Genomic DNA, 19,319 nt, shown 5'->3' with positions numbered 1-19,319 from the left:
GCTGCCCGTTACGCAACAAGTAGCCCGTTAGCTGTTTTTTTCTGTCTCTTGGTTCATTTGATAGCGAGACAAAAGCTTTTCTTTGTGTTTTTGCATGATTGTTTCCAGAGAAATATCGTATTTATCGGCGAGAATAAATAAGTTATCCAGTACATCGCCCAATTCTTCCGTCAGATTTGCCAGTTTTTCTTCCGGCAAGCCTTCTTGTTCATCGGGACGGTCACGGCCAATCTCCAATGTCCGAATGGCACGGCTCACTTCCCCGACTTCTTCTGCTAAAAAATTCGCCCGAATAAACGGATCATATTGATACCAGTTGCGGGCTTTGTAGAAGTCACTGATAAATCGTTGATATTCCTCAATGTTCATAATTTTTTTTCCATCCTTTCCCAGAACCTTTATCAGAATCATGATATACTATTTCAAAATGATTGAGAAGGATGATGGAGAGTTTTATGAAAATTGCAGTCTATTGTGGTGCCAGTGTCGGTAATGAACCTAGTTTTGCAACAGCCGCCCAAGAATTGGGGCAGTGGATCGCTTCACGGCAAAATACGCTGGTCTATGGCGGCGGAAAAGCGGGCTTGATGGGCGTGCTGGCAGATGCTGTCTTAGAAAATGGCGGTCAGGTGATCGGGGTGATCCCAACCTTTTTAAAAGATCGGGAACTAGCACATCCTGGATTGACCGAACTCCATGTCGTCGAGACGATGTCAGAAAGAAAACGAAAAATGTTCGAATTGTCGCAGGCGTTTGTCGCACTGCCAGGTGGTCCCGGGACGCTGGAAGAAATCACGGAGATGATCTCGTGGTCAAGAATCGGTCAAAACCCGAATCCTTGTGCTTTTTATGATGTGAACAACTTTTACCGCGCAACGAGAGCCTTGTATGACAACATGGTGGAAAATGAGTTCTTGACGCAGGCCGATCGCGAAAAAATCGGTTTTGCGCAAACAACCCAGGAGCTGGAAGTCTTTATTCAAGCTTACGAACCACCAGTTATTCGGCAGTATTAAGCGTCTGTTGCAAAAGAGCAAGGCGAAGCACCGGCGGGTGTCGTCTTGCTCTTTTGCTTCTTTGACGCATTCTTAGTATAATGGGGTTTGTTTTGCAAGTGGGGTCATAAAATAAGATCCTTGGACAAAGAAATGGAGCGTAAATCATGACAACAAATTTTTGGGCTGAATTGCCGAAGCCTTTTTTTATTCTAGCACCAATGGAAGATGTCACCGATGTCGTTTTTCGGCATGTCGTTCAAGCTGCCGGCGCACCAGATGTTTTCTTTACGGAATTTACCAACTCCGATAGTTACTGTCATCCAGAAGGACGCGACAGTGTGCGGGGACGTTTAGTCTTCACCGAAGATGAGCAACCGATGGTAGCCCACATTTGGGGAGACAAGCCAGAGTATTTCCGTGAAATGAGTATCGGATTAGCCGAGATGGGCTTTAAAGGGATTGACTTAAATATGGGCTGTCCAGTGCCAAACGTTGCCGGACGAGGCAAAGGCAGCGGCTTAATCTTGCGACCAGAAGTTGCTGCTGAGCTGATCCAAGCAGCCAAAGCTGGCGGCTTGCCGGTCAGCGTCAAGACGCGTTTGGGCTATACCGAACTAGGGGAAATGGAAGCCTGGTTGACCCATGTCCTGCAACAAGATATCGCTAACCTTTCGATCCATTTACGAACCCGCAAAGAAATGAGCAAGGTCGATGCCCATTGGGAATTGATTCCTGAAGTGGTGGCCTTGCGGGACCGAATCGCCCCACAAACGAAGCTGACGATCAACGGTGATATCCCTGATCGTACCAAAGGTTTAGAGCTAGCAGAAAAATATGGCGTAGACGGAATCATGATCGGTCGGGGTATTTTCAAGAATCCCTATGCCTTTGAAAAAGAACCGAAAGAGCATACCTCAGAAGAGCTATTAGGCTTGCTACAGCTGCAATTAGACTTGCAGGATCATTACGCCAAAATGGTGCCACGCTCGATCGCAGGATTGCATCGTTTCTTTAAAATCTATGTCAAAGGCTTCCCAGGAGCCAGTGATTTGCGAGCAAAATTGATGAATACCAAATCAACGGATGAAGTTCGGCAACTGCTGGCAGAGTTTGCGGAGAAAAAGAACCACGAGGAAAGTATTGAAGCGTAAGTTTCAATGCTTTTTTCGTTTTTGGTTGCTGCATCCGCTCTCAATGTCAATCCTTTCTTGACAATAGATAGGTACCTATGTAAAATGGAGAACGGACTTTTAACTAGGTACCTATCTAAATAGTGAAGAGGCGAAAGGAGCTGAAGATCGATGGTTTCCGAACAAGAAATCGTGGAACGATTGTTTGAAGTGTATAAATTAAATCGGCGGTATGCGGAACAAAAGTATGGACGCTTTATGCCGGGACGGGGGCAGTTCAATTGTTTACTGGTATTGGACGAAAAAGGCACGTTGACCCAAAAAGATCTCGCCGCGTATTTAGCGATTCGTTCGACATCCACTGGCGAACTACTAAAGAAACTGGCTGAAAAAGGGCTGATCCAAAAAGAAGTCGATCCGAAAGATAAACGCAGTCATTTGATTTCGCTGACAGAAGCAGGCAAGGAAGAGGCACAGCGAATGAAAGAAAAACGCAGCAAGGCGCACCAAGAAATGTTGACCTATTTGACGGCAGAAGAAAAACAAGCCTTTGGTCAAGCCTTAGCAAAAATCGAACAGTTTTATCTTGAGAAGGAGGCGGACGTTGATTGAGTGAAACAGTCCAACGAACGGAACGTCAGCGGACGCTGATTTTTATTAATTTAATGATTACATGTATTGCCGTATCCATGTTGGCGACCGCATTGACGACGGCTTTACCCGCCATCGTCAATGACTTGCAGATTTCCGTCACTACGGGCCAATGGCTGACTAGCGGGTATTCTTTGGCAATGGCGATCGTTATGCCCTTGACGGCATATCTTATGAATCGTGTGCCAACCAAAAAGCTCTATCTCGCTGCCTTAGGAATTGCGTTGGTGGGCTTGCTGCTTTGTGCCACAGCGCCCAATTTTCTAGTCATGATGCTTGCTCGTATTTTGCAGGCCGTAGGCAATGGAATCTTGACCGCAATGGCGCAAGTGATCCTCTTATCGATCTATCCGATCAATCGTATCGGTGTGGTGATGGGCTGGTATGGATTATCGATCACCGCGGCACCCGTGATCGCACCGACTCTTGCTGGGGTGATCGTGGACCGCTTGAACTGGCATGCGATTTTTTATATCGTTGCCGTGATCGTTTTGATCTCGTTGATTTGGGCCATAAAGGTTTTTGATGATGTGTTGCCAGTAAGCAACAGCAAATTTGATCAGACCTCTTTTGTTTTGAGTGCCTTCGCCTTTGGTGGGATCACTTTAGGCTTTGGCAATATCGGCAGCTATGGCTTTTTCAGCTTGCCGGTTTTAGGAACCTTAGGGATCGGTTTGGTAGCAGGAATCTTCTTTGTCTTCCGTCAGTTAAGAGCGGAAACCCCATTTTTGGATCTGCGGGTCTTAAAAACAAAAGAATATGCCATCAGTGTCTTTGGCAGTATCATGCTTTACTTGGTCTTGATGGGTTCGGCGATGCTGATGCCGCTTTACGTGCAGTCGATTTTAGGCAAATCAGCGACGATCTCGGGATTAGTCGTTTTGCCAGGTTCCCTGGTCTCGGCATTTTTAAGTCCCGTGGCTGGGCGAATCTATGACAAAGTCGGCATCCGTCTGTTGACGCTTTTTGGCGGCGGCTCACTGGTCTTGAGCAACATCGGCATGTATTTTATCCATATGCATACGGGTATCTGGGTAGCAGTGGTTTTGAACATGCTGCGCTGTGCCGCCACAGGCTGTTTGTTGATGCCCTTCGTGACGTGGGGAAATAAAAATATTCCGCCGCAGCTGACGGCGCATGGAACAGCGTTATTGACTTCTTTGCGGACGGTGGCAGGCGCCATCGGGACAGCATTATTTGTCGGGATCATGAATAGTGTGGCGCAAAAAAGCACGACCTTAACAGGAACGAGTGCGTTGCTTCATGGGATGAATGTTTCTTTCTTATTGATGACGATCGCTTCTGGACTGCTGTTTGCAACGGGGCTATTCTTGATTCGTGATCAGAAACCAGAAGCCGTGTGGCTGGAAGGTGCGGAAGAACCGCTGGAATAAAGAGGGGCACCTTTCTTTGAAGGGTGCTTTTCTTGATTTATTTCATGAAACTCTATGAAAAACCAAAAAATTCGATATAATAAGATAACTTATGGTTTAGGAGGAGTATTTTTTTTCATTAAAGGCTTGCTTTAATGGAAAAAAATCAGGGAGAAAATGAAGAATAAAGGCGTTTATTTTGGATTGTCTGCCTATGTCTTGTGGGGCTTGGTCACACTATATTGGAAAATAATCGTTGGGGTTTCGCCATTAGCAACGATGTGCTACCGAATCGTGTGGTCCTTTGTTTTTATGGTGTTGTTTATCGTGCTTTCTGGGAAGAAAACGCAATTTTTACAAGAAGCACGTCTGCTGTGGAAGAACAAAGCATTTGCTGGACTGATCGTTTTAGCTTCTGTGCTGATCTCCATCAACTGGTTCACCTTTATCTTCGCGGTGAGTGCGGGCCACGTGATGCAAGCCAGCTTAGGCTATTACATCAATCCGCTAGTCAATGTCTTGTTAGCGACCGTTTTTTTGAAGGAACGTCTTAGTCGTACTGGCATGCTGGCGTGTCTGCTGGCAAGTATCGGGGTGATCTTATTATCGATCCAAACAGGAACGATTCCTTATGCCTCACTGATCATGGCCTTTTCCTTTAGTACGTATGGCTTGATCAAAAAAAGGATCCCCATTAGTTCGGTTACTGGGTTAACGATCGAAACGATGGTGATTTTCCCCTTTGCGCTCGTGTATATTTTAGGATTTTCAACCGTCGGCTTTATGAATTATCCCTTGCAAACCAATCTCTTATTGATGGGTGCTGGGATCGTGACGGCTATTCCGCTGCTGCTGTTTGCGGAAGCCGCGAAAAATGTTTCTTACATTACGCTTGGGTTTATTCAATACGTCAACCCGACGATCATGCTTTTGTTAGCCATCTTTTTGTTTCACGAAACCTATTCACTGGCCCAATTTTCCGCCTTTGCGTTTATTTGGCTGGGGATCGCGGTCTTCACCTATGGTACGTTAGGGACGGCGATGAAAGAGCGGCGCATGGGACAGCAAAGAAAGCAACTCTGATGCATCAGGAATGGCTGCAGCTGGGCCGTTCCTTTTTTTATTAAAAAACAAAACATTTTAGGTAGTGAAGGATGTTGCAAGGAGAACCCTTCAATGGTATAACAAAGGAAAAACCCGTTGTAGAAATTTTGTTTGAAAAGGGTTGCATCTGCCACGGGGGTGTGTTATTATTCTTTCAGTTACAAGGATTGTTACTGTTCGGCAGGCAAAACCAGAATTGACCGCAGCGCGCTAACGGGGAGATTCTAGGTTTTTTTATTTTGGAGTGAGGGAAAGCGATGATTATTGGAAAAATTTTAAATAATAATGTCGTCATCTCGACCAATGATGCCGGTCAGGAAGTGATCTATATGGGTCGCGGCATTGCGTTTAAGAAAAAAGTCGGCGATCCAGTGGATGAAGCCTTTGTCGAAAAAGAATTTGTGTTAAAGGATACCTTTACTGCAAATCAGTTTCAGCAATTGTTTTCAGACATTCCTGTGGAAGAAGTCGAAGCCGTCAAGCAAGTGGTGGATGATGCAGAAGCATCCTTGGGGATCGAGCTGTCGCCAAATATTTATTTGACCCTGACCGACCATATCCATTATGCGCTGGTTCGGGCACGTGAAGGCATTGAGCTGCCGAATCCATTGTTGTTTGAGACACGCAAATTTTATCCGAAAGAGTATGCGGTTGCAGCAGATGCCGTTGCTTATTTTGAAAAAGTCTTCGGGATTACATTGCCAGAATCGGAGATCGGCTTTATCGCCTTTCATATCGTCAATAGCGAACAAGCCAATGGCACGATGGAAACCACGATGCAAGCGGTAGAAATCGTACGTGACGTACTGGCGATCATCAGTCGCTTTTATGGACGAGTCTTTAACCCAGATTCCTTGAATTATCAACGGATCACCACGCATTTGCAGTATTTTGCGCAGCGTTATTTAAGCGATGAACTTTCGGGGGAAAAAGATGAATTTTTATTCGCCCTTGTGCAATCGAAGTACCCTAAAGCGTTTCAAACGGTCCAACGGATCAACGAGTACTTGATCAAAACCTACGACAAATCGATCGGTGAATCAGAAATGATCTACTTAACGATCCACATCGAACGTGTCGTCAATGATCAAACCAATTAACATTCAATCATTAACGGATTGTTACTGTCAGGCAGGCAATACCCAGATTGAAAAGACAACAGTCAGCGAGGAAAAAACTCGTTAGACGGTCGTTTTTTCAATCTGGGTTTTTTTATTAAAAAAGGAGTGTTGAAAAAATGAGTTCAAATAAAGAAATTGCAGTTCGCGTCCTTGATGCGGTGGGCGGCAAAGAAAATGTCAACAGCGTGGTGCATTGTGCGACCCGCTTGCGTTTCAAATTAAAAGATGAGCACAAAGCGGATACGGCACGCTTGAATCAAGACGACGACGTGATCCAAGTCGTTCAAAGCGGCGGACAATACCAAGTGGTGATCGGCAGTCATGTCAGCGACGTTTACCGTGAATTGAATGGAGTAGCGAACTTCGATGGTGAAGCAGACAGCAAAGGCGACAAAGGCAATTTGTTGAATCAACTGGTGGATATTATTTCGTCGATCTTTACGCCATTTTTAGGCGCAATGGCAGGTGCTGGGGTCTTAAAAGGATTCTTGACGCTGGCAGTCACCTTGAATTGGCTGGCAGCTGATTCTGGGGTCTACACCGTATTGTATGCGATTGCCGATGGGTTATTTACCTATTTACCAGTGATGTTGGCTTTTACTGCAGCGAAGAAGTTTCGTACCAATGAATTTCTAGCGGTTTCCTTAGCGATGGCGTTGGTTCATCCAGACATTACCGCTTTGGCTGGGCAAACGTTGAGTTTCTTAGGCCTTCCGGTCATTATTGGTGCGAGTGCTTATACGTCTTCCGTCATTCCGATTATTTTAGCGGTCTTTTTACAAAGCTATGTGGAGCGTTTCTTTAAAAAAGTCATTCCTAGCTTCTTACAGATCATCTGTGTGCCTTTAGCGGTCTTCTTGATTATGGCGCCATTGACTTTTATTGTCGTCGGTCCACTAGGAACGATTTTAGGAAACTTGTTAGGTAGTGCCTATGACAGCATTTACCACTTCAGCCCACTGATCGCTGGGGCTGTCATGGGTGGTTTATGGCAAGTCTTTGTGATGTTTGGCATGCACTGGGGCTTTGTACCGATCATCATGTTGAATCTCAGCCAAACCGGTGTCGATACCATGGTACCAATGCTGTTGCCAGCTGTCCTTTCTCAAGGTGGTGCAGCGCTAGCAGTGTTCTTTATGACAAAAAATGTGAAATTGAAAGGCTTGGCCCTTTCTTCAACGATCACCTCAATTTTTGGGATCACAGAACCGACGGTGTATGGGGTAACCTTGCCATTGAAAAAACCATTTATCGCCGCGTGTATCAGTGGTGCCATCGGGGGAGCCTTCATCGGCTTCAGCCAAGTCGAAAACTATACCTTTGGGTTAGTCAGCTTACTAAGTCTTCCTTCCTTTATCCCACAAGATACGAAAGATCTAAGTGGTCTGATCGCAGCTTCAATCGGAACGGCTATCGCTTTTGGCGCCGCGTTTGTCTTGACCTTCTTCTTACGTTTTGAAGATCAGCCAGCAACCGATGCCAGTGCAGCACCAGCAAAAGAGCCAGCAGCACCCACAGATAGTTCGTCTAAAGAACGAGTGATCCTCAGCAGTCCGTTAGAAGGCAAAGTGGTTCCCTTAGCAGAAGTCAAAGACCAAGTCTTTTCTTCTGGTGCATTAGGAAAAGGCATCGCCATCGAACCGACCGTCGGGGCTTTGTATGCGCCGGCAGATGGCACCATCACGACGCTCTTTCCTACCGGCCATGCTGTTGGTTTGACCACTACGGATGGAGCAGAAGTCTTGATGCATATTGGTATGGATACCGTGGAACTAGATGGCAAAGGCTTTGAGGTCTTTGTTAAACAAGACGATCAAGTCAAACGCGGTGATTTGTTGGTGAAGTTTGATCTAGATACGATCAAAGCTGCCGGCTTATCCACGATTACACCAATCGTTGTGACGAATACGCCGCAATATTTAGATGTGATGGATATGAATCAAACCGATGTCTTGCAAGGAGAAGACTTCTTAGCCATCGTAAAATAAGCAAAAGAAACCCGATCCTCGACTGAATATCAGCAAGGATCGGGTTTTTTGTAAGAAAATAAGGCGCAGTTGCCGGTCTCGCTTGCCTTCTTCGGTGGAGAATGCTTGTCACAGCGCTAGTTAAGGGCAAGACCAACAGCAGGAACGCGTACTCAGGGAAAATCCGAACATTCTTATGGGCTGCTCCTTATACATGGCTTAAATTTTCGGCAAGCGACTCTAAAGCGGGGAAATCGAGAATTGCATAGCCCTGTTTTTGTTTTTCGATCAGCTTGTCTTCACGAAAGCTGGTAAAGGTTCGCAGCAGGTGGCGATAGCTGACATTCAAGATTGCGGCACAGGTGGTTAACTGAAAGGAAAAGTGTTGGTTTTCTTGATGCGCAAGAATAAATTTGGCCAACCGTGTCTCTACAGGTTCCGTCAATGAATTCGCTAAGTTGATCCCCGAATTCAAGCGGGAACTGAGCAACTGACAGATGGTTTGCAAAAAGCGGACGTCTTGTTGCAAGGTGCTGCGGTAGCGATTCAAAGGGATGCAGACGCAGACGCAAGCAGAAGCGGCTTTGACACTGCTTTTCGGCAAGAGTTCCCATAAAGAGGAAGCTTCCCCTAAAGGTGCAGCCGGCTTGGCGTAATCAATACAAATCGTTTGGGTATCCGAAGAGAAGGAATAGACCATCACGGTTCCTTCTACGAGAAAATACAAGTATTCAGAAGGCGTGCCCGTTCGAATCAGGTGCTCTTCTTTTTCAAAGGAATGCAAAGTGGCCATCGCTAACAAATCATTGTCCATATAAGATTGCAGATCGTATGTGTCAATGTAATTCCTGAGGCGTGCGGTATCATCGATTTTTTTCATGGGAATCAGCCACTCCTGAATGGTTTTCTTTAAGTATAGCTTAGTTCCCCTTTTGACTCAACACGAACGATAAATAAAAACTAATGTAAATTGTATGTAAAAATAAGGTAAAATAGGACATGTGTCACTTCATTTTGAAGGGATACTTGGTATGATTTGAATGTAAGAAAGCTTCAAACCATTAGGAGGAGAAAAAATGCCATTGAAACGAATTGTTAAAGGAATGTTAGGAATTGCGTTAGTTGCCGCATTGACCGGCTGTGGGAATGGGAGCAGCAGCAGCGACAGCAGTGCCGCAGCCGAAAAAGAAAAGCTGGTGGTACAATTCGTACCGACCAACAATGACGGCTCGATGCAAGCCAAAGCAAAACCGTTTGCTGAGTATTTATCAAAAAAATTAGACCGTGAAGTAGAAGTAACGTTAGCAACGGATTATTCGACGATCGTAGAAGCGATGGCTTCTGGACAAGTTGATTTAGGGATCATGCCGCCAGCCGCTTATGTTCAAGCCAAAGATATGGATGCAGCAGAAGCGATTTTGACTTCTCAATTAGGTGCCTATGATCCAGAGACCGGCTTGCCATTAGAAGGGGAAAAAACCAATACCTTCAAAGGGGAGATCTTGGTACGTGCGGATAGCGATATGACAGAATTGACGGACTTAAAAGGGAAAAAAATCGCTACATTGAGTCCGAACTCTGCCAGCGGCTATATTTACCCAGTTGCCGAGTTGAAAGATGCAGGAGTTGATCCAACGACGGATGCTACATTAACGACGGTGAACGATATTCCAAGTGAGATCACTGCAGTCTTGAATGGTCAGATGGATGCCGCCTTTGTGTTTCAAGGGGCACGGAATGTCTTTGCTTCAAGCTTCCCAGATAACGATTTATTCGAAGATCTAAAAGTTCTTTACTTAACCGAAGGGGACATCCCGAATGACGCCATTGCCGTTCAACCGACGATGGATGCTGAACTAAAAGAGCAGATCAAAGAAGTGTTCTTGAATATGGCAGACGATGAAGAAGGCGCCGAAGCAATGAGCTTGTGGGGACACCAAGGGTATGAAGAAGCAGCTGATTCTGCTTACGATACCATTCGCGACTATACTAAACGAGCAGCAGAGTAAAAAATCAGGGATTGCGGTAGAAGGATAACGGGACACGGAGATGTGCAGCGATTTACTAGGGGAATAGGTGGAATACGCAGTATCAGTGCATTTTTTAGTGAGATAGACCGTGACCGATTGGGGAAACTTTGCCGCGGTCCCTACATAATGGAGAAGACAGATGATAACTTTTGAGAATGTATCCAAAGTCTACCCGAATGGGGTCAAAGGATTACAGAACATAGATGTAACGATTGAACAAGGAGAATTTGTGGCAATCATTGGTTTGAGCGGTGCTGGTAAGAGTACCTTTTTGCGCTCGATCAATCGCTTAGTGCCAATCACTGAAGGAGATATCCGGGTAGATGGCAAATCAGTCACGAAAGCCAATAAAAAAGAATTGCGCTTGATTCGCCGACAAATCGGATTGATCTCCCAAAGCTTCAATTTGGTCAAACGTAGTACTGTCCAAAAGAATGTGCTATCTGGTCGTTTGGGGTATTACGGGACATGGAAAAGTATTTTAGGGTTGTTTACGAAAGAAGACTACGAAAGAACGAAAGAAGCACTAGCGACTGTCGGCTTGTCAGACAAACTGCAAACGAGAAGCGACCAGTTGAGTGGTGGGCAACAGCAGCGGGTATCCATCGCCCGTGCCTTGGTCCAACAAGCACCAGTGATTTTAGCAGATGAACCCGTGGCATCGCTAGATCCCATCACCACAGAGAAAGTGATGGAGGATTTGAAGAAGATCAATCAAGAAATGGGCAAAACGATTGTCATCAATCTGCATTCGATTCCCTTGGCTCGTCAGTATGCAACAAGGATCATTGCCTTAAAAGCAGGTGCAATCGTTTTTGACGGCAACGCAGCCGCTTTGACGGATCAGCGTTTAGAACAAATCTATGGGAAAGCAATTTTTGAAGAAAAGGCAGGAGAAATCGATGAAACTGAAAGAAACAGTTCATTTTAATTGGTACAAACACCTGCTGCTGATTCTTTTATTGCTGCTCTTTTTTCAAAGCAGTGCCTGGATCACGGGGGCTGATTTTGCACAAGTGTGGTCGAATCGAAGCCAGATGACGGCTTTCATGGCTCGATTTTTGCATCCGGATTTTAGTTATTTACCGCAACTGATGATGCCCTTGATCAAGACATTGCAAATGTCCTTTTTAGGCACTGTTTTAGGAGTAGTCGCAGCGATACCGGTGAGTCTGTTGGCGACGACAGTCGTGACAGAAAGCCGGTGGGTCTCTGTGCCGATGCGTTTTCTCTTAGGTCTGGTGAGGACGATCCCCAATTTATTGTTGGCGGCATTGTTCGTAGCGATTTTTGGGATCGGTGAAGCCACTGGTGTTTTGACCATCGCGGTCTTTACCTTTGGGATGGTTTCACAGCTGATGTTCCAAGCGATCGAAACCATTGATTTTGCGCCAATCGAAGCAGCGGCGGCGGTAGGGGCAAATAAATTTCAAGTGACTGTTTGGGCGATCATACCTCAAGTCATCAGCCAGTTTGCCAGCTATACTTTTTATGCCTTTGAAGTCAATGTTCGAGCTTCGACGGTGTTAGGATATGTTGGTGCCGGCGGGATCGGGGTCATCTTGAACGCCTCATTGGCATTGTTGAATTATGAACGGGTCTCGATCATTATCTTGACGATTTTGCTAACGGTAGCGATCGTTGATTTTCTAAGTGAGCGGGTAAGGAGGTCATTCCTATGATGATCAGAGAAGTGAAGAAAACGACTTGGCTGTTATGGGGACTCTTTGCTATCTTACTGGCATTATCTGCAGCGACGCTGGATTATTCCGGATTGAGTACTTTTTCCTTAGCGATGGGAAGAGATGTCCTGCAAGGGTTGAGTCAGCCAGACTGGTCTTTCTTTTACGACGGTAGCGGGGAGGATCTGTGGAGCTTATTGTTACTGACGATCGGGATCGCCTGTCTAGGAACGATGATCGCAACAGTCTGCGCGATACCGGTGACCTTGCTGAGTGCCGCCAACCTATGGTCTTCTGCGCCGTGGGTCGCGAAGATCGGCAAAATGATCTGCAATATCTTGCGGGCATTTCCAGAGCTAGTTTATGCGATTATTTTTGTCCGTGTGGTAGGTCCGGGACCTTTCGCTGGGGTTATGGCGATCGGTGTCCACCAGATCGGTATGCTGGGCAAGCTGTTCACGGAAGAAATGGAAGCCATGGATGAGCGCTTGACGGAAGAGATGCAAGCAGTTGGTGCCAACTTTTGGCAGACGATGTTTTTCGTGCGGGTCCCTTACTTAGCACCCATCTATAGTTCCTTTGCATTGAATCATTATGAAATTGCGGTCCGCAGTGCGGCAACGTTAGGGTTAGTCGGTGCTGGCGGGATCGGTGCACCATTGATTTTTGCTATTCAAACCAGAACCTGGAGCAAGGTAAGTATTATTTTGTTGGGCGTCGTTGTGACCGTCTTCTTATTAGACCAGTTGACTGGAATCATCAGAAAGAAATTGAGATAAACCTATGAATATATTGCATATATCAGATATCCATTTTCGAGAAAGTTACCTGCCTTGTGAGGAAGGGTATCAAGGAATGCTGGCAGCCATGCAAAATCCCTTGATTCCTCTTGAAGAGTGTATCCAAGATGCCAAGGCGCGAGGGGCGATCGATTTGGTGGTGATCAGTGGCGATTTGACCGAAGATGGCGCGCCTGCCGATTATGCCTCTTTGAAGCAATATTTAGAAAAAGCCTTTGGCTCAGTGCCGATCGTGGTAACGCTAGGTAATCACGATATCAAACGGCATTTTCGCCAAGGCTGGCAAGGTAAGTCAGTTGAAACGGCCAGTGATACGCCTTTTAATCAAGTCTATGAAACGGAGACATTGGCGATCGTGACTTTCGATAATTCCTGCTATGGCTATGCCGACGGTATCGTAGATGAACGACAGTTTGAATGGCTGCAAGCCACGCTGGCGCAGCTCAAAGAGAAAAAGATCGTTTTTGTGACGCACCATCATTTGTTGCCTTATCAAGCAAGCACGCCGGCATGGGCCGGTGCCAATCGTTTGGTGGCATTATTGCAGCAGTATCAGATCTCTTGTATTCTCAGTGGACATACCCATCATGCATTTACGGGAACGATCGCAGGGATTCCTTACTATACTGTGGCAAGTATGTCGTTTGTCGGGGAAGATGAAGGCGAGGGGATGGTCCGTTTTGAAGAACGCTATGGATACAATTTGTATCGTTTTGAGGAAGGCGCGCTGGTTCATCAATCCTCAGAAAACTATCGACCGAACCGCGTATTGATGCGGGTCAACATGCAAGGATAAAAAACAGACGTTCCGTAAACGCTGAATTTAGCAGCAGGAAAGGAACGTCTGTTTTTGTGCAAAAAAGGCTTAACCTTGATTGCCAAAGGTTTTGACAACTTCAATCGTGCCGTCGATATGGAAAAACAAGGTATAGTTTTCTTCGGTTTTGATACCGTCAAAGCGGCGAGCATAATAGGTGACTGCGTCTTTGAAGGTTTGTGGGGGGACACCTAAAAAATCAGCGCATGCCGCCAACGTTTTGCAGCCTTCTTCAAAACAAGCGATGATATCATAGGGCGTGACCACGATCGCAGAACCAATGTCACGGGCTTTGCGTTCTTGTTTGCGTTTTTCGTTGGTGTCTTGGGCGGTAATGTCGCCAGCACTGGTCAAATAATGACCGATTTCTTCACCGATGGTGCTCAAGAGGTCTTCTTGTGATTGGTCAGGGTTCAAGTAAATATGGTGATCGATGTACAATCCTTGCTGACCATCAGGCATATTTTTATCGAAAATAAAGTGCAAGTCTGGGTAGGCGGCCATCAGTTCTTCTACTTTATCCATTTCCATCATTCCTTTTGGGCGTGCCGCTGTTTTATAAATTCAATGTAGCTGAGGATATCTTCCATCTGCTCATCGGTGACGTCATCATCAATATGGGCCGCAACGGTTTGAACTTTTGCAGAGGGCGGCGTAAAGCCTGCCGGGACTTGTCTGCCTAATAAAAAATCGGTGGATACTTGAAAAATCTCCGCGAGTTTGACGATGGTCTCGCCATCGGGTTCGTTACGATCATTTTCGAAATGCGAATACGCTGCGCGGGTGATCCCTAGCTGATCTGCGATCTGCTGTTGGGTTTGGTTGGTTCGTAGTCTGAGTGTTCTTAGCCGTTCGCCAAGCATGAGTGATCGCCTCCTTTTTTGTAGTATAGCACGTTGGATATAATTTGTATCTATTTTTGTATTATTTGATATAAAAAATATCACATCAGTTGACGATACGAATCGTATCTTTTATACTGGAAACAGATGATATGAATCGTATCAAAAAGAATGGGGGAGGATCATGGATACATCGATCGTAACAGTTGTCTTGCCGTCACTCATTACTGGTGTACTTACTTATTTGGCTACCCGAGTATCCAGCAAAGCGAATTTGGAACAAACGAATATCGAAAATGCCCAAAAGCTTTACCTAAAATATGAACAGATCAATCAAGAATTGACCCATAAAATCGATCAGTTAGAAGAAGAAGTCCAAAAGACCGCCAAAACCTACCAAGAAGAAGTCTTGGTCTATCAAGGAAAGCTTGCTACTGCCCAAAGCGAAAGGGATTTATTGCGGGCAGAAAACCAGGTGCTGAAAGAATTACAGCGAGGGAATCAAGTGCCTGTGGCGCGTGAAGAGAAGCAACATTCAGCCGTTGGCTAATAGAAAAAAACTGCTTATCCATCAATAAGCAGTTTTTTTTCTAGTTTTTATTCTTTAATTGATCATTTGTTCATTCACGTAGGCAGCATAAAGCGGGTGATTGTTGATCAATTCTGCATGGGTACCTTGACCGGTAATGGTACCTTTTTCTATAAAGTAGATTTGATCGGCATCCACGATGGTCGACAAGCGATGGGCGATCACTAATGTCGTGCGCCCTTCCATTAGATGATCCAACGCCCGCTGGACCTTTTCTTCCGACTGAGAATCTAGGCTGGCGGTCGCTTCATCGAGCATCAGCAGCTTGGGGTCTCGCAAGAATGCTCGTGCGATGGCGATCCGTTGTTTTTGCCCGCCAGATAGTTTGACGCCGCGTTCGCCGATTTGTGTTTCTAGTTTTTCGGGGAACTCTTGGACGAACTGATCGGCATAAGCCAATGCCAGTCCTTGCCACAATTCCTCCTCTGACAGTGTTCGGCTTAATCCGTATTGCAAGTTTTCCCGAATCGTACCGGCAAAGACCGCACTGTCTTGGGAAACATAGCCGATCTGTGCCCGCCAGTCCTGCAGATCAATGTCAGCTATCGGCTGTTCACCAATCAGCAAGCGCCCGCTGGTGGGTTCATAAAAGCGTTCCAGTAAAGCGAAGATCGTGGATTTTCCGCCGCCGCTTGGTCCCGCAAAAGCAATCACGGTGTTGGGTTTGGCTTCAAAAGAAATGTTTTGCAAAATCGGCCGTTTGGGATCGTAACTGAAATCGATCTGTTCTGCCCGTAGGACTGCGCCGTCGATAGCGGCTTTGGGTGCTGCCTGGATCGGCTCCAGCGGCGTATCCAAAATTTCTTGGATCCGTTCCGTAGCACCCATCGCTTTTTGGACTTGTGAAAAGAACATCGCAAACGTCGTCACAGGCGCAATAATATTAAAGAGATACAGTAGAAAAGCAATCAATGCGCCACTCGTCAAGGTGCCGGCTTGGACACGGATCGCGCCATAACCGAGGATTCCTACGAGTAATCCCAGCATTGCCGTCGTCATGATTGGCTGCAAAATCGCACTAACTTTCGCATCCTTGACCCCGAGGGTAAAGATTGCCCCAATGTTGCGCCGACCGTTTTCTTGTTCACTAGCTTCTCCGTTGCTGGCTTTGATCAAACGGATCTCTGAGAGTTTTTCGCTGGCATCCGCATTGAAATCGGCAGTCGCTGCTTGTAGTTGGCGTCCTAGTTTCGACATGATCTTGCCGATCGGCCACATGATCAAGGTGATCAAAGGCACCGCACTGAACATGATCGCCGCCATCTTCCAATCCATCAAAAACAAGATGATCATCGAACCAACCAATTGGATCAAGCCAGTGACAAAGCTGGGAAATTGCGAGGTGACTAGTTCTTTGATCACGGAAGTATCATTAACGAGTCGCGAACTGCTTTCCCCCGACTTATGGTCATCAAAATAGCTGACTGGCAAATGCAGCAGATGTTTCCAAAGACGTTCTCGTAATGTTTTCACGGCACTTTCTCCCACATAGCGCAAGAGAAAGCCGCCTAAAGTGCCTACGCCTAATTGCAGCACAAAGGCTAGGATCAAAACGACCAGCATGGAGGTGCTGAACGTGGGGGTGCCGCTGGCATCGACTAGCGTTTTCGTCAGCTGCGGCACGACCAAACTGGCGGCACTCGTGATCAGGCTAAAGAGCATCCCTAAAAGAAACAAGCCTTTCTTGGGATTGACACTGACGATCAGGTGGATAAAGTCTTTCATTTTAAATTTGTTTTTGTTCACTGTTGGTGTCGTTGTTTCCATTCGTTTTCCTCCGCTACAAGCAAGATGTCCTGCAGCTTTTTCTTTTTCATTAGGTGCTATTAGAAATCCTGCCAATCATCTTCGGCTGCTTCGTCTTTAGAAGCGGAATCAGGTCTTGCTTTGCGGTCTTGTCCAAACCCGTAGGCATCAAAAAAGTTGCCTTTTCCCCATGTGTCCCGTGGATCATTCGCCTCGCTACTATCAAATGGCCCAAATGGCCCAAATGACCGATTGCCAAACATGCCGCGGTGTCCAGGAAATGGCATTTGCCGCATGGCTTCTTTGATCTGCTTTTTCATTTGACGCCGCTCGTCAGCGCCCATATCTTGCCAAGTATCTTTCATTTGTTGCTTCATTTTTCGGCGATCGTCATTCGTCATTTCCTGCCAATTTCCACCCCATTGCTTCATCATCTGTTCCCGGATCTCCTGCATAGCTTGTAGACGATCCATCGGGTCAATAAAGCGTTGCGTCTGTTGCTGAAAGTCAGCTTCCCACCCAGTGGCGATGTTTTCAAGCAGACGGGCAAATTCGGTTTGTTCTTCCTCTGTTAACCCAGCAAAAAACGTTTGACTGCTGGCGGCTTCTTTTTGTGCCAGTAATTTTTCTGCTTTTTTTCGTCCAGTCTCTGTCAGAAAGATTCGTTTGATCCTTTTGTCGGCTGCATCTTCTTTGCGTTGGATATCCCCACTGCTTTCCATTTTCTTCAATAGTTCTGCCAAGGAACTTGGCCGTAAATCTAAAACTTCTGCGAGGTAATTTTGCACCAAGCCATCTTCTAAATTTAAAACGGCTAGGACGCGTTGCTGTCCAGAAAGGCGTTGGTTATTTTGACTCATAAAAGCATTGCTGGCTTCGCTGATAAAACGAAGCTGTTTCATTAAGTGATCGGTCATTGTACTCATTGAGAACACTCCTTTTGAATTATTGTTCGGTACCTAATGATATCGATGAGTTGATTATAGTTCGGTGCCGAACGAATGTCAAGAGGAAGTAGCTGGGATTTTTTTCTAACAAAAAGTAAGCAAAATGATCGACTTACTAAAAGTAAGTTTGATATGCTGAGTCCATCGTTAAAGAAAACACAATAAAAGGAGTACAAAAGAATGGTCTTTGGATTTGGGAAAAAAGAACAAATAATTGAAAAAGAAGTAATGAAAGAGGTGTATCGCACTCCGGAAAAGAAAAAAGCGCAAAAAATCGGAATCATCGTTGGCAGCACGAGAGAAGGCCGCGTGAGTCCGCAAGTAGCCAATTACGTTTTACAAACAGCACGAGCACATAGCGACCGCTCATTTGAAATCATTGATATCAAAGACTACGACTTGCCCTTTATGGGTACAGGCGAAGCGAACCAAGCGTGGAATGAAAAAATCGCTGAATTAGACGGTTATATCTTCATCGTACAAGAATACAATCATGGGCTATCGGCTTCCTTGAAAAATGCGTTAGACAGCGCCCGCGAGGAATGGTTCAACAAAGCAGCAGCAATCGTCAGCTATGGTTCAGCAGGGGGTATTCGGGCCGCTGAGCAAGTTCGCTTGATTTTGGCGGAACAAAAAGTAGCCACGGTGCGCACTAATCCAGCCTTCAACTTATTTACTGATTTTGAAAATTTTGCCACCTTTACTCCTGGCGAACATATGACGGCAGGAATGAACGATATGTTGACGGAATTACTGGACTGGGCAGACACATTTGCCAATCGTTAAAAAACAAACGAAAACAATCTTAGGAGGAACCTATCATGAAATTTGGTATTATTTTAGGCAGTACAAGAGAAGGACGCGTAAGTCCGCAAGTCGGAGCATATATTCAAGAAATTGCTACTCAACGGTCAGAGCATCAGTTTGAGATCGTTGATGTAAAGGCATTTGATTTACCGTTTATGGGAACGGCTGAGCCAAACATGGCGTGGAACAAAAAAATCGCTGAATTAGATGGCTATATCTTCATCGTACAAGAATACAACCACGGTTTTGCGGCTTCCTTGAAAAATGCCGTAGACTCTGCACGGGAAGAATGGTTTGATAAAGCAGCTGGGATCGTCAGTTATGGTTCTGGCGGTGGGATTCGTGCCGCTGAACAATTGCGTAACGTTTTAGCTGAACAAAAAGTTGCCACCGTGCGGACTAACCCAGCCTTCAATCTCTTCACAGATTTTGAAAATTTCAGTACCTTCAAACCCGGTGCGCACATGGCTGCAGGTGTCAATGACATGCTGGATGAATTGTTGTTGTGGTCAAAAGCTTTTGCCACGATTCGCTGATCTGTTTTAGGAGGTCACCATTTATCATCGATCATTTGCTGTTTCATTCATTGAATGGAGCAGCATTTTTTTGCGTTTCCAAGGAATGGTTTTCACTGGAAAGGCTATTTCACTGAAAGAATGACTAAAAATCGGGTATACTAGAAGAACAGAAGATGCGGGCAACTGCGTTCGATTTT

21 protein-coding genes are annotated in these 19,319 nt (G+C 45.7%); 15 read left to right on the top strand and 6 right to left on the bottom strand.

Annotation, left to right across the window (positions count from 1 at the left end; all coding sequences use genetic code 11):
• Nucleotides 1-27: 27 nt before the first annotated feature.
• The gene (locus tag IGK63_RS14865; protein ID WP_034872892.1) at nucleotides 28-369 is read right to left on the bottom strand and encodes a MazG nucleotide pyrophosphohydrolase domain-containing protein; all 342 of its coding nucleotides are present in this window, start codon (nucleotides 367-369) and stop codon (nucleotides 28-30) included.
• Nucleotides 370-455: 86 nt separating this feature from the next.
• On the opposite strand from IGK63_RS14865, the gene IGK63_RS14860 reads away from it, so the two are divergent.
• The 7 genes from IGK63_RS14860 to IGK63_RS14830 all read left to right on the top strand — a co-directional run bounded on the left by IGK63_RS14860 (nucleotide 456) and on the right by IGK63_RS14830 (nucleotide 8,365).
• Nucleotides 456-1,016 (top strand): TIGR00730 family Rossman fold protein, encoded by a 561-nt coding sequence (locus tag IGK63_RS14860; protein WP_008380221.1) that lies wholly within the window; start codon nucleotides 456-458, stop codon nucleotides 1,014-1,016.
• A gap of 146 nt (nucleotides 1,017-1,162) precedes the next feature.
• A complete protein-coding gene (locus tag IGK63_RS14855; RefSeq protein ID WP_005230648.1) occupies nucleotides 1,163-2,149 on the top strand; it encodes a tRNA dihydrouridine synthase in 987 nt (328 codons plus the stop codon).
• A 150-nt stretch (nucleotides 2,150-2,299) separates the two neighbouring features.
• On the top strand, nucleotides 2,300-2,740 hold the full coding sequence (locus tag IGK63_RS14850; protein ID WP_005230651.1) for a MarR family winged helix-turn-helix transcriptional regulator: 441 nt from the start codon (nucleotides 2,300-2,302) through the stop codon (nucleotides 2,738-2,740).
• Nucleotides 2,737-4,173 carry an MDR family MFS transporter gene (locus IGK63_RS14845; protein ID WP_275626508.1) on the top strand — a complete coding sequence of 479 codons (1,437 nt, stop codon included), beginning with the start codon at nucleotides 2,737-2,739 and terminating at the stop codon, nucleotides 4,171-4,173. The genes IGK63_RS14850 and IGK63_RS14845 overlap by 4 nt, the downstream gene beginning before the upstream one ends.
• Nucleotides 4,174-4,329: 156 nt before the next feature.
• Nucleotides 4,330-5,235 carry an EamA family transporter RarD gene (rarD, locus tag IGK63_RS14840; protein WP_005230654.1) on the top strand — a complete coding sequence of 302 codons (906 nt, stop codon included), beginning with the start codon at nucleotides 4,330-4,332 and terminating at the stop codon, nucleotides 5,233-5,235.
• A 278-nt stretch (nucleotides 5,236-5,513) separates the two neighbouring features.
• Nucleotides 5,514-6,356, top strand: a complete 843-nt coding sequence (gene licT, locus IGK63_RS14835; RefSeq protein ID WP_016608476.1) for a BglG family transcription antiterminator LicT — start codon at nucleotides 5,514-5,516, stop codon at nucleotides 6,354-6,356.
• A 137-nt stretch (nucleotides 6,357-6,493) separates the two neighbouring features.
• Entirely contained in the window at nucleotides 6,494-8,365 is a 1,872-nt protein-coding gene (locus tag IGK63_RS14830) for a beta-glucoside-specific PTS transporter subunit IIABC (protein ID WP_016612004.1), read from the top strand.
• Between the two features lie 187 nt (nucleotides 8,366-8,552).
• Here the strand turns inward: IGK63_RS14830 and IGK63_RS14825 are convergent, their stop codons facing one another.
• On the bottom strand, nucleotides 8,553-9,224 hold the full coding sequence (locus IGK63_RS14825) for a cyclic nucleotide-binding domain-containing protein (RefSeq protein ID WP_008380210.1): 672 nt from the start codon (nucleotides 9,222-9,224) through the stop codon (nucleotides 8,553-8,555).
• Nucleotides 9,225-9,420: 196 nt separating this feature from the next.
• On the opposite strand from IGK63_RS14825, the gene IGK63_RS14820 reads away from it, so the two are divergent.
• The 5 genes from IGK63_RS14820 (at nucleotide 9,421) to IGK63_RS14800 (ending at nucleotide 13,652) form a co-directional block, all read left to right on the top strand.
• Nucleotides 9,421-10,353 carry a phosphate/phosphite/phosphonate ABC transporter substrate-binding protein gene (locus tag IGK63_RS14820; protein WP_008380209.1) on the top strand — a complete coding sequence of 311 codons (933 nt, stop codon included), beginning with the start codon at nucleotides 9,421-9,423 and terminating at the stop codon, nucleotides 10,351-10,353.
• 160 nt (nucleotides 10,354-10,513) lie between these two features.
• On the top strand, nucleotides 10,514-11,305 hold the full coding sequence (gene phnC / locus IGK63_RS14815; protein ID WP_005230661.1) for a phosphonate ABC transporter ATP-binding protein: 792 nt from the start codon (nucleotides 10,514-10,516) through the stop codon (nucleotides 11,303-11,305).
• Complete coding sequence (phnE, locus tag IGK63_RS14810) at nucleotides 11,277-12,056, top strand: phosphonate ABC transporter, permease protein PhnE (protein ID WP_008380208.1); 780 nt, start codon at nucleotides 11,277-11,279, stop codon at nucleotides 12,054-12,056. The genes phnC and phnE (IGK63_RS14810) overlap by 29 nt, the downstream gene beginning before the upstream one ends.
• Complete coding sequence (phnE, locus tag IGK63_RS14805; protein WP_016612003.1) at nucleotides 12,053-12,835, top strand: phosphonate ABC transporter, permease protein PhnE; 783 nt, start codon at nucleotides 12,053-12,055, stop codon at nucleotides 12,833-12,835. Before phnE (IGK63_RS14810) ends, phnE (IGK63_RS14805) begins: the two co-directional genes overlap by 4 nt.
• A gap of 4 nt (nucleotides 12,836-12,839) precedes the next feature.
• Nucleotides 12,840-13,652, top strand: a complete 813-nt coding sequence (locus tag IGK63_RS14800; RefSeq protein WP_005233299.1) for a metallophosphoesterase family protein — start codon at nucleotides 12,840-12,842, stop codon at nucleotides 13,650-13,652.
• Between the two features lie 69 nt (nucleotides 13,653-13,721).
• Here the strand turns inward: IGK63_RS14800 and IGK63_RS14795 are convergent, their stop codons facing one another.
• Both IGK63_RS14795 and IGK63_RS14790 read right to left on the bottom strand, forming a co-directional pair.
• Nucleotides 13,722-14,198: an ImmA/IrrE family metallo-endopeptidase gene (locus IGK63_RS14795; RefSeq protein ID WP_034858679.1), complete on the bottom strand. Its 477-nt coding sequence runs from the start codon at nucleotides 14,196-14,198 to the stop codon at nucleotides 13,722-13,724.
• Nucleotides 14,199-14,203: 5 nt separating this feature from the next.
• Nucleotides 14,204-14,536 (bottom strand): helix-turn-helix domain-containing protein, encoded by a 333-nt coding sequence (locus IGK63_RS14790; protein ID WP_005230670.1) that lies wholly within the window; start codon nucleotides 14,534-14,536, stop codon nucleotides 14,204-14,206.
• Nucleotides 14,537-14,699: 163 nt separating this feature from the next.
• On the opposite strand from IGK63_RS14790, the gene IGK63_RS14785 reads away from it, so the two are divergent.
• Nucleotides 14,700-15,065: a hypothetical protein gene (locus IGK63_RS14785; RefSeq protein WP_005233306.1), complete on the top strand. Its 366-nt coding sequence runs from the start codon at nucleotides 14,700-14,702 to the stop codon at nucleotides 15,063-15,065.
• 54 nt (nucleotides 15,066-15,119) lie between these two features.
• On the opposite strand, the gene IGK63_RS14780 is transcribed toward IGK63_RS14785, so the two are convergent.
• Both IGK63_RS14780 and IGK63_RS14775 read right to left on the bottom strand, forming a co-directional pair.
• Nucleotides 15,120-16,871, bottom strand: coding sequence for an ABC transporter ATP-binding protein (locus tag IGK63_RS14780; RefSeq protein WP_008380198.1), 1,752 nt, complete (start codon nucleotides 16,869-16,871; stop codon nucleotides 15,120-15,122).
• 59 nt (nucleotides 16,872-16,930) lie between these two features.
• Complete coding sequence (locus IGK63_RS14775) at nucleotides 16,931-17,776, bottom strand: MarR family transcriptional regulator (protein ID WP_016612002.1); 846 nt, start codon at nucleotides 17,774-17,776, stop codon at nucleotides 16,931-16,933.
• A gap of 201 nt (nucleotides 17,777-17,977) precedes the next feature.
• On the opposite strand from IGK63_RS14775, the gene IGK63_RS14770 reads away from it, so the two are divergent.
• Nucleotides 17,978-18,583, top strand: a complete 606-nt coding sequence (locus IGK63_RS14770; RefSeq protein WP_008380194.1) for an NADPH-dependent FMN reductase — start codon at nucleotides 17,978-17,980, stop codon at nucleotides 18,581-18,583.
• 35 nt (nucleotides 18,584-18,618) lie between these two features.
• Nucleotides 18,619-19,140, top strand: coding sequence for an NADPH-dependent FMN reductase (locus IGK63_RS14765; protein ID WP_005233313.1), 522 nt, complete (start codon nucleotides 18,619-18,621; stop codon nucleotides 19,138-19,140).
• Nucleotides 19,141-19,319: the final 179 nt, after the last annotated feature.

Source organism: Enterococcus sp. AZ040 (genome assembly GCF_050499185.1).
Classification (GTDB): domain Bacteria; phylum Bacillota; class Bacilli; order Lactobacillales; family Enterococcaceae; genus Enterococcus_D; species Enterococcus_D entomosocium.
The sequence above is the reverse complement of the archived record's forward strand: the minus strand, read 5'-3'. Positions and strand labels throughout refer to the sequence as shown.

Coding starts and splice junctions, on each gene's coding strand:
- IGK63_RS14860 (WP_008380221.1), top strand. CDS start 456: ATGAAAATTGCAGTCTATTGTGGTGCCAGTGTCGGTAATGAACCTAGT.
- IGK63_RS14775 (WP_016612002.1), bottom strand. CDS start 17,776: ATGAGTACAATGACCGATCACTTAATGAAACAGCTTCGTTTTATCAGC.
- IGK63_RS14780 (WP_008380198.1), bottom strand. CDS start 16,871: ATGGAAACAACGACACCAACAGTGAACAAAAACAAATTTAAAATGAAA.
- licT (WP_016608476.1), top strand. CDS start 5,514: ATGATTATTGGAAAAATTTTAAATAATAATGTCGTCATCTCGACCAAT.
- IGK63_RS14770 (WP_008380194.1), top strand. CDS start 17,978: ATGGTCTTTGGATTTGGGAAAAAAGAACAAATAATTGAAAAAGAAGTA.
- rarD (WP_005230654.1), top strand. CDS start 4,330: ATGAAGAATAAAGGCGTTTATTTTGGATTGTCTGCCTATGTCTTGTGG.
- IGK63_RS14850 (WP_005230651.1), top strand. CDS start 2,300: ATGGTTTCCGAACAAGAAATCGTGGAACGATTGTTTGAAGTGTATAAA.
- IGK63_RS14865 (WP_034872892.1), bottom strand. CDS start 369: ATGAACATTGAGGAATATCAACGATTTATCAGTGACTTCTACAAAGCC.
- IGK63_RS14830 (WP_016612004.1), top strand. CDS start 6,494: ATGAGTTCAAATAAAGAAATTGCAGTTCGCGTCCTTGATGCGGTGGGC.
- IGK63_RS14855 (WP_005230648.1), top strand. CDS start 1,163: ATGACAACAAATTTTTGGGCTGAATTGCCGAAGCCTTTTTTTATTCTA.
- phnE (WP_016612003.1), top strand. CDS start 12,053: ATGATGATCAGAGAAGTGAAGAAAACGACTTGGCTGTTATGGGGACTC.
- phnE (WP_008380208.1), top strand. CDS start 11,277: ATGAAACTGAAAGAAACAGTTCATTTTAATTGGTACAAACACCTGCTG.
- IGK63_RS14820 (WP_008380209.1), top strand. CDS start 9,421: ATGCCATTGAAACGAATTGTTAAAGGAATGTTAGGAATTGCGTTAGTT.
- IGK63_RS14785 (WP_005233306.1), top strand. CDS start 14,700: ATGGATACATCGATCGTAACAGTTGTCTTGCCGTCACTCATTACTGGT.
- IGK63_RS14800 (WP_005233299.1), top strand. CDS start 12,840: ATGAATATATTGCATATATCAGATATCCATTTTCGAGAAAGTTACCTG.
- IGK63_RS14795 (WP_034858679.1), bottom strand. CDS start 14,198: ATGGATAAAGTAGAAGAACTGATGGCCGCCTACCCAGACTTGCACTTT.
- IGK63_RS14765 (WP_005233313.1), top strand. CDS start 18,619: ATGAAATTTGGTATTATTTTAGGCAGTACAAGAGAAGGACGCGTAAGT.
- phnC (WP_005230661.1), top strand. CDS start 10,514: ATGATAACTTTTGAGAATGTATCCAAAGTCTACCCGAATGGGGTCAAA.
- IGK63_RS14790 (WP_005230670.1), bottom strand. CDS start 14,536: ATGCTTGGCGAACGGCTAAGAACACTCAGACTACGAACCAACCAAACC.
- IGK63_RS14825 (WP_008380210.1), bottom strand. CDS start 9,224: ATGAAAAAAATCGATGATACCGCACGCCTCAGGAATTACATTGACACA.